This is a genomic window from Candidatus Kosakonia sp. 282A-S69, from assembly GCF_029433855.1.
GTDB lineage: Bacteria > Pseudomonadota > Gammaproteobacteria > Enterobacterales > Enterobacteriaceae > Kosakonia > Kosakonia cowanii_A.
This window is the reverse complement of record NZ_JAROAU010000005.1, coordinates 163,349-171,925: the sequence shown is the minus strand read 5'-3', so window position 1 is coordinate 171,925 and position 8,577 is coordinate 163,349. Positions and strand designations below refer to the sequence as shown.

9 protein-coding genes are annotated in these 8,577 nt (G+C 56.6%); 3 read left to right on the top strand and 6 right to left on the bottom strand.

Annotation, left to right across the window (positions count from 1 at the left end; translation table 11 throughout):
• Nucleotides 1-345: 345 nt before the first annotated feature.
• Nucleotides 346-1,935, top strand: coding sequence for a bifunctional phosphoribosylaminoimidazolecarboxamide formyltransferase/IMP cyclohydrolase (gene purH, locus PU683_RS21635; protein WP_277174629.1), 1,590 nt, complete (start codon nucleotides 346-348; stop codon nucleotides 1,933-1,935).
• A 15-nt stretch (nucleotides 1,936-1,950) separates the two neighbouring features.
• Nucleotides 1,951-3,246, top strand: a complete 1,296-nt coding sequence (purD, locus tag PU683_RS21630) for a phosphoribosylamine--glycine ligase (protein WP_277174628.1) — start codon at nucleotides 1,951-1,953, stop codon at nucleotides 3,244-3,246.
• Nucleotides 3,247-3,428: 182 nt separating this feature from the next.
• Here the strand turns inward: purD and PU683_RS21625 are convergent, their stop codons facing one another.
• From PU683_RS21625 to nudC, 6 genes are all read right to left on the bottom strand, one after another.
• Entirely contained in the window at nucleotides 3,429-4,121 is a 693-nt protein-coding gene (locus PU683_RS21625; protein WP_277174698.1) for a DUF1481 domain-containing protein, read from the bottom strand.
• A gap of 12 nt (nucleotides 4,122-4,133) precedes the next feature.
• A complete protein-coding gene (gene hupA, locus PU683_RS21620; RefSeq protein ID WP_002884342.1) occupies nucleotides 4,134-4,406 on the bottom strand; it encodes a nucleoid-associated protein HU-alpha in 273 nt (90 codons plus the stop codon).
• A 186-nt stretch (nucleotides 4,407-4,592) separates the two neighbouring features.
• Nucleotides 4,593-5,183 carry a YjaG family protein gene (locus PU683_RS21615; protein WP_277174627.1) on the bottom strand — a complete coding sequence of 197 codons (591 nt, stop codon included), beginning with the start codon at nucleotides 5,181-5,183 and terminating at the stop codon, nucleotides 4,593-4,595.
• A 33-nt stretch (nucleotides 5,184-5,216) separates the two neighbouring features.
• Nucleotides 5,217-5,897, bottom strand: coding sequence for a deoxyribonuclease V (nfi, locus tag PU683_RS21610; protein WP_277174626.1), 681 nt, complete (start codon nucleotides 5,895-5,897; stop codon nucleotides 5,217-5,219).
• A 9-nt stretch (nucleotides 5,898-5,906) separates the two neighbouring features.
• A complete protein-coding gene (gene hemE, locus PU683_RS21605; RefSeq protein WP_023479397.1) occupies nucleotides 5,907-6,971 on the bottom strand; it encodes a uroporphyrinogen decarboxylase in 1,065 nt (354 codons plus the stop codon).
• 39 nt (nucleotides 6,972-7,010) lie between these two features.
• Complete coding sequence (nudC, locus tag PU683_RS21600) at nucleotides 7,011-7,784, bottom strand: NAD(+) diphosphatase (RefSeq protein WP_277174625.1); 774 nt, start codon at nucleotides 7,782-7,784, stop codon at nucleotides 7,011-7,013.
• A 79-nt stretch (nucleotides 7,785-7,863) separates the two neighbouring features.
• Between nudC and rsd the strand changes: the two genes are divergently transcribed.
• Entirely contained in the window at nucleotides 7,864-8,367 is a 504-nt protein-coding gene (rsd, locus tag PU683_RS21595) for a sigma D regulator (protein ID WP_277174624.1), read from the top strand.
• Nucleotides 8,368-8,577: the final 210 nt, after the last annotated feature.

Genomic DNA, 8,577 nt, shown 5'->3' with positions numbered 1-8,577 from the left:
TTTTTCTCTTCCGACTTAACGTCGCTGCAAGCTGTTGTTTGCTTAGCGCCGTGTCGATGGAGGCGCATTATAGGGAGTTCTCCGCACCCCGCAATAGAAAAATGACATAAAAATGACTGACTGCTGCATTCCACAGCAAAAGCCACCCTTATACGCATTTACGCACAGAGTTATCCACAAAGCGGCAAAAGTGGAAAAATTCCCGAGCGTTGCGCAAACGTTTTCGTTACAATGCCCGCGCAAAATTAATCCACCCTGCCTGGGGTGTTAGCTGAATCTTCCCATAATAAAGAAGCGAAAATTCAGCTAACGCTCTCTGTTAAAGTCAAATCCAGGGGATTTACCATGCAACAACGTCGTCCAGTCCGCCGCGCCCTGCTCAGTGTTTCTGATAAGGCCGGTATCGTCGAATTCGCCCAGGCGCTCTCCCAGCGTGGCGTCGAACTGCTCTCTACCGGCGGAACTGCTCGCCTGCTGGCAGATAAAGGCCTGCCGGTGACAGAAGTCTCCGACTACACCGGTTTCCCGGAAATGATGGATGGACGCGTAAAAACTCTGCACCCGAAAGTGCACGGCGGCATTCTTGGCCGTCGCGGTCAGGATGATGCCATCATGGCGCAGCATGCCATCGCGCCAATCGACATGGTGGTGGTTAACCTCTACCCCTTCGCCCAGACCGTTGCACGTGAAGGGTGCTCACTGGAAGACGCCGTTGAGAACATCGATATTGGCGGCCCGACCATGGTGCGCTCCGCTGCGAAGAACCATAAAGATGTCGCCATCGTCGTCAAGAGCAGCGACTACAATGCCATCATTAATGAAATGGATGCCAACGACGGCTCGCTGACGCTGGAAACCCGTTTCGACCTCGCGATCAAAGCCTTTGAGCATACCGCCGCTTACGACAGCATGATTGCTAACTACTTCGGCAGCCTGGTGCCTGCCTATCATGGCGAGAGCAAGGAGCCTGCCGGTCGCTTCCCACGCACGCTAAATCTCAACTTTATTAAGAAGCAGGATATGCGCTACGGCGAAAACAGCCACCAGCACGCTGCCTTCTATATAGAAGGGGAGATCAAAGAGGCTTCCGTTGCCACCGCGCAGCAGTTACAGGGCAAAGCGCTCTCCTATAACAATATCGCCGACACCGACGCAGCGCTGGAGTGTGTGAAAGAGTTTGATGAACCGGCCTGCGTGATTGTGAAACACGCCAACCCGTGCGGCGTCGCCGTCGGCGGTTCGATTCTCGATGCGTACGATCGCGCTTATAAAACCGACCCAACCTCTGCATTTGGCGGCATCATCGCCTTTAACCGCGAGCTGGATGCAGAAACGGCGCAGGCCATTATTTCCCGCCAGTTTGTGGAAGTGATTATCGCCCCTTCCGCTACGCAAGAAGCACTGAGCATCACCGCCGCCAAACAGAACGTGCGCGTGCTGGTCTGTGGCCAGTGGGCAGCGCGTGTGCCGGGCCTCGATTTCAAACGCGTCAATGGCGGCCTGCTGGTTCAGGATCGCGATCTGGGGATGGTGACCGCCAGTGAGCTGCGCGTGGTCAGCAAGCGCCAGCCGACCGAGCAGGAGCTACGCGATGCGCTGTTCTGCTGGAAAGTGGCGAAGTTCGTTAAATCGAATGCCATCGTCTACGCCAAAGAGAACATGACCATCGGTATTGGCGCAGGCCAGATGAGCCGTGTCTACTCTGCGAAGATTGCAGGTATTAAAGCCGCTGACGAAGGGCTGGAAGTGAAAGGTTCCGCAATGGCCTCTGACGCCTTCTTCCCGTTCCGTGACGGTATTGATGCCGCCGCCGCTGTCGGTGTGAGCTGCGTTATCCAGCCGGGCGGATCTATTCGCGATGACGAAGTCATTGCCGCCGCCGACGAGCACGGCATCGCGATGATCTTCACCGACATGCGTCACTTCCGCCATTAATCCACGGAGCAGAGAATGAAAGTATTAGTGATTGGTAACGGCGGGCGCGAACATGCGCTGGCCTGGAAAGCGGCCCAGTCTGCGCGGGTTGAAACTGTGTTTGTCGCGCCGGGTAACGCTGGCACGGCGCTGGAGCTGACGCTGCAAAACGTGGCGATTAGCGCGACGGATATTCCGGCGCTAGTGAATTTCGCCCAAAGCGAGAAGATCGATCTGACCATCGTCGGCCCGGAAGCGCCGCTGGTGATTGGTGTGGTTGACGCCTTTCGCGCGCAAGGGCTGAAAATCTTTGGCCCCACGCAAGGCGCGGCTCAACTGGAGGGCTCCAAAGCCTTCACCAAAGATTTCCTCGCCCGCCACAACATTCCGACGGCAGAGTATCAGAACTTTACAGAGGTAGAACCGGCGCTGGCTTACCTGCGCGAGAAAGGTGCACCGATCGTCATTAAAGCTGACGGCCTGGCAGCCGGTAAAGGGGTCATTGTCGCCATGACGCTGGAAGAGGCGGAAGCGGCGGTCCACGATATGCTGGCCGGTAACGCCTTTGGCGATGCGGGTCATCGCATTGTGATTGAGGAGTTTCTCGACGGCGAAGAGGCGAGCTTTATCGTGATGGTCGACGGTGAGCATGTGCTGCCAATGGCGACCAGCCAGGATCACAAACGCGTCGGCGACGGCGACACCGGCCCGAATACCGGCGGTATGGGCGCCTACTCTCCGGCTCCAGTGGTGACCGATGAAGTGCACCAGCGGGCAATGGATCAGGTTATCTGGCCAACCGTGCGCGGCATGGCGGCAGAAGGAAATACCTATACCGGTTTTCTCTATGCCGGGCTAATGATCGATAAGCAGGGCAACCCGAAAGTGATCGAGTTCAACTGCCGCTTTGGTGACCCGGAAACGCAGCCCATTATGTTGCGCCTGCAGTCAGACCTGGTGGAGCTCTGCCTGGCAGCCTGTGATGGCAAGCTGGATGAGAAAGTCTCGAAATGGGATGCGCGCGCGTCGCTTGGCGTGGTAATGGCTGCAGGAGGTTATCCGGGCAACTATCGTACTGGCGATCAGATCCACGGTCTGCCCTTAGAAGAGGTTGCGGACGGGAAAGTGTTCCACGCCGGTACCACGCTCGCTGACGACGATCGAGTGCTGACCAACGGCGGGCGTGTGCTGTGCGTGACTGCGCTCGGTGACACCGTTGCCGAAGCGCAGCAGCGCGCTTACGCCCTGATGACCGATATTCACTGGGATGGTAGCTTTAGCCGCAGCGATATTGGTTATCGCGCGATTGCCCGCGAGCAGGGCAGCAAGTAGCACGCGATCCACGGCCGGGTGGCGTTTTAGGTACCCGGCTCAGGCAGTAACCCTTCCTTGTTGTGCCGTGGTCATTTGCCGGATGGCGCTGCGCTTATCCGGCACGTTACTTTCGTGCAAACGCTTTTCACAGGCCCGGTAAGGCATCGCCGCCATCGGGCAACACGCCGACGGTGCCAACGTTAAAAGGTCTTCTCCGTTGGCTGCCAGTGACAGAAGTCCTCATTCGCCACCAGCAACAGCTGGGCCCCTTCCGGTGCCTCAAGCCACGCCACGCTAACGGCCAGCGACGAACGGCTCTGGCGCTGCGCTATATGGTTTAACGCCCACGAATCGAGCGGTGGCCTCACGGTCTGCCCTTCACAGGTCTGCACCGTGTTATTTGCCTGCCAGCGCCCCTGACGCAGCACCACTCTCCCCTGACGCAGCGCATCGCTGGTCTGGCGGATCTGTTCGGCACGGTAGCGATAAAGCGCTATCTGGTCACTGGAGAGCTGCTGCTTCTGGCCGTCCACTTCGCGCTGCATAAAGCTCAGCTCGCCGCGATCGTCAAAACGCACGCGAATGTGCTCAGGTGGATTAGCGTAGATATTGAGTTCAATAAGGGTGAGCGCATCGCCCTGCCAGCGATACTCGCCTAAGGAGGTGTTCCCGCGGTGCCACGGGCTAAATGCAGAGAGCAGGTGGGTCTCACCGCCAGAATCTTTACGCCAGATGCGTATTGCGCCCTGATCGCCGGCAAAACCGCTGGCGGTAAAGGGCGGCAGTGACGAATCGTGGCTACAGGCGGCAAGCAGCAGTGCGCCGACCAGCAAAAGTGGGCGACGCCAGTATGACAAAAGGGGCGTTACCGCCCCTTCGACAAAACTGTTCACTGCCATGCTGTCTTACTTAACAGCGTCTTTCAGTGCTTTACCAGAAACAAATGCCGGCACGTTAGCTGCGGCGATTTTGATTTCTTTACCGGTCTGCGGGTTGCGGCCAGTACGCTCAGCGCGGTGGTTCACTTTGAAAGTGCCGAAACCAACCAGTTGTACTGCATCGCCTTCTTTCAGAGACTCAGTAATGGCAGCCAGGGTGGATTCCAGTGCAGCTTTCGCTTGCGCTTTAGACAGATCAGCCTTGTCTGCAATTACATCAATCAGTTGAGTCTTGTTCATAAGTTATCCTTTCAATGTGTTTATCGCTTGCTAAGCATCGAGTGCGACGGAAATGCCTCAAAAGCACTCTCCTGCATACACGCACCGATAGCCACTTTTTTTCGCCCCCCAAATGTAGACCAGACGGGGGTCAGAAGGGAAGCCTTCAGGCGCGACAAAACAGGCCTTAAATCACGTTTTATTGTCTCATTGCTGCAAATTTATACCGATATTACTCTCGCCAGCCTCACGCAGGTCTGCACGCAAGCCTTTGATAAGGTCAATATCACGCTCTTCGCAGGCGGCCAATAGGCGGAAAATCTCCCACTGAATGTCCCATTCCTGCTCCACCGCGGGGTTGAGCCCCAGCTCTTCATCGCTCATTTCGCGGCCCTGCTGCGTCATTTCCAGCATCGCTACGGTAGTGATCGACGTCTTGCTGACTTCAATTGCATGCTCCAGCGTTTCGCCGCTCAGGCGCGAATGGATCAACTCGCTCAGCGCCACACAGGCATCAATCGCCGGATAGACACCGTAGAGATCGTAATCCTCTGCTGAGGGGATCCCCTCTTCCAGCTTCTCAAGCTGGCTGTCGAAATTGACCTTCGCATCTTTGACGGTCTCTGTTTCCCATACCAGGTCAAGGATACGGCGATAGAGCTGCGCATCGCCAAAGCCGGTCTGTCGGCAGAACAGCGCATAGTTGGGGTACATACGCTCACACAGACAGGCCATGAAGACAACGTGCTGCCAGCTTTCCTGCTTTTCCAGCCGCAGATGAATCGGGTTTTGTAACATGATCGCTTCTCAAAAACGGTAATGCGCCGCAGTTTACCCGATATCGCGCTGAATTGCCTGCCATCGCGCAAAGGCGGGGCGACCCGATGCCACGGCATCTGCCCAGCGCGTTGGCTCCGGCAAGCGGTATCCCTTCATGCAGCGCTGTACCCACGCCAGTGCGGTATCCTGGCTGACGCGATGACCGGTGGCGACAAAGAGCGGATTACAGCGCGCTTTACTGCGCCATACCCACGCCAGCTGTTCACCTTTATCGATCAGCGGTGACAGCGCGCCGGGCTCATCGGCGAGCGGTTCGAACTTCCCGCACAGCCGTTTTTTCGCCACGCCGATGGTCGGCACATCCACCAGCAGGCCAAAGTGGCTGGCCACGCCAAGGCGGCGCGGATGGGAGATCCCATGCCCGTCGACAAAGAGTAAATCGGGTTTTTGCGACAACATTTCCCACGCCGCCAGCAGCGCGGGATACTCACGAAATGACAGAAAGCCGGGAATATAGGGCATGGTGGTGGCGATACGCGCCACCTGATACTCAACCAGTTCCAGCGCGGGCCAGGTGAGCAGCACCATTGCCGCCCGCGTCACTTCGCCACCCTGCTCGAAACCGACATCCGCCCCGCCGATCAACGTCGGCGGATCTTTATCAAGACGATCCTCACGGATCACGGAAGAGGCCAGTTCAAGTTGTTGTGCGCGTAGCGACGCGAGATCCATATTCACTCCTTATTGATGCCAGGGGGCCGACAGACGGTGAACCGCCTCGACAAAGACTCCTGCATGTTCCGGCGGCACATCCTGGTGGATGCCGTGACCGAGGTTAAACACATGGCCTTCGCCTTTGCCAAAGCCAGAGAGAATTGTAGACACTTCTTCCTCAATGCGTGCGGGCGGGGCATAAAGCATGGAGGGATCCATGTTGCCCTGCAGCGCCACTTTGTCGCCAACGCGGCGGCGCGCATCGCCAATATCGGTGGTCCAGTCGAGGCCCAGCGCATCGCAGCCAGTCGCTGCCATCGCTTCCAGCCACTGGCCGCCGCCTTTGGTAAACAGCGTCACCGGCACGCGACGCCCTTCGTTTTCACGTAGCAGGCCATCGACGATCTTATGCATGTAATAGAGAGAGAACTGCTGGTAGTCGCGCCCGGTCAGCACGCCCCCCCAGGTGTCAAAAATCATCACCGACTGCGCGCCCGCGCGGATCTGCGCGTTGAGATAGGAGGTCACGCTCTGCGCCAGCTTATCCAGCAGCGCATGCAGCACCAGCGGCTCGGCGTACATCATCTTTTTAATTTTAGTAAACGCTTTGCTGCTGCCGCCTTCAATCATGTAGGTCGCCAGCGTCCACGGGCTGCCGGAGAAACCAATCAGCGGCACTTCGCCTTTCAGTTCACGGCGGATAGTGCGCACGGCATTCATCACGTAACCCAGTTCATCTTCCGGGTCCGGCACGGGCAGCTTGTCCACGTCCGCTTTGCAGGTGATGGGATGGCTAAAGCGCGGCCCTTCACCGGCTTCGAAATAGAGCCCCAGCCCCATCGCGTCCGGTACCGTCAGGATGTCGGAGAAGAGGATCGCCGCATCAAGCTTGTAGCGACGAAGGGGTTGCATCGTCACTTCACAGGCCAGCTCCGCATTGCGGCATAGCGACATAAAATCGCCGGCTTGCGCACGGGTCGCCTTATATTCCGGCAAGTAGCGGCCTGCCTGGCGCATCATCCATACCGGCGTCATATCTACTGGCTGGCGCTGAAGCGCGCGCAGGTAACGATCGTTTTTCAGTTCGGTCATTGTCAGTTCCTCAAGCGTCAGGCCGCCAGTATATACACCTTATTCGCTCTCTGCCCGACACATCGCCACGGTATCCTCGATCAGGCGGCGCGCGACGGTACCCGCTGGCGGAAGCAGCGGCAGGTCGTCATAACGATACCAGCCGGCATCGATCAGCTCTTTGGTATCAATGACAATCTCACCGCTCTCATACTCAGCCATAAAGGCGGTCATTAATGATTGTGGGAAGGGCCACGGCTGAGAGGTGACATAACGCAGGTTCTTGATTTTAATCCCGCTCTCCTCCATCACCTCGCGTGCTACCGCCTGCTCCAGCGTCTCGCCGACTTCAACAAATCCAGCCAGCACGGTATACACGCCATTACGATGACGCGTGTGCTGGGCAAGTAGCAGGCTGTCATCACGGCGAATGGCGACAATAATGCAGGGGGCAATTTGTGGATAGTAGCGTTCCCGACAGTGGTCGCAGAGCATCGCCCACTCGGTTTTGCTGGGGTGCATGGTGTGCCCACAGTAGCCGCAAAACTTATGCGATCGGTAAAACTCGGCCAGCTGCACGCCGCGCCCGGCTAGCTGGAATAGCGCGGTATCCTGATCGATCAGTAAACGTACCGATCCCATCTCTTGCATGCGTTGCTGGCGAACAAGCCAGACGCTCTCTCCCTGCCATTCGCCGATAATTTGCGCGGGTTGACCCACAAGATCGAAATTTCCTGCCTCTCCATGTGGTAATTCTCCAGCGGGCAACCATAATTTTTGTTCATGGCTGACTATCCACCAGCCACGGTGATGAGCTTCAAGAGTTTGTACCATTGCGCGACCTTAGCTTCACTGGCATGTTATTAACATTATTATTACATCATTTTTAATCTTACATTTTGCGGAGTCATTTATGCTGAACCAGTTAGAAAGCCTGACAGAACGACTGGGGGGAAGTAACAAGCTTGTCGATTTCTGGCTCAACGAGCGTAAGCAGCTTCTCATCTCCTATTACAACCTGGTGGGGATCAAGCCGGGCAAAGGGTCGTACATGCAGCTTAACGAAAAAGCGCTGGATGATTTTTGCCACAACCTGGTTGAATACCTTTCCGCGGGTCATTTCACTATTTATGAACGCATCATCAAGGAAATGGAAGGCGCCAGCCCACTTTTAGCGGCCACCCAGCTCTATCCGCAGCTGGAAGCCAATACCGTTGAAATCATGAAACATTATGATTCCAGCCTTGAACAATCCATCGATGATGACAACTGCATGGAGTTCCAGCAGGCCCTCTCAGACATCGGTGAAGCGCTGGCGGCGCGTTTTACGCTGGAAGATCAGCTAATCACGCTGGCATTCGATAACCATCTCAGTGAAAGCGCCAATGATGAAACCGGGATAGCGCGCCCGGCTTGAGTTCTTAACCATTAACGCGTAGTTTAAAAAACAGTCCCCCGCTTCGGGCGGGGGTTTTTCTTGTCGGAGTGCCACTCTTTTACACCAACGCTTTCGGGCTGTGTCAAAGCGGCAACTCTGCGGATCCCCTGCCGGGTGAGCAGAAGTCGCTAACACAGACCAGTGCGAACGCTGAAGTGTAAAAAGGCTGAGACCGTTAATTCGGGATCC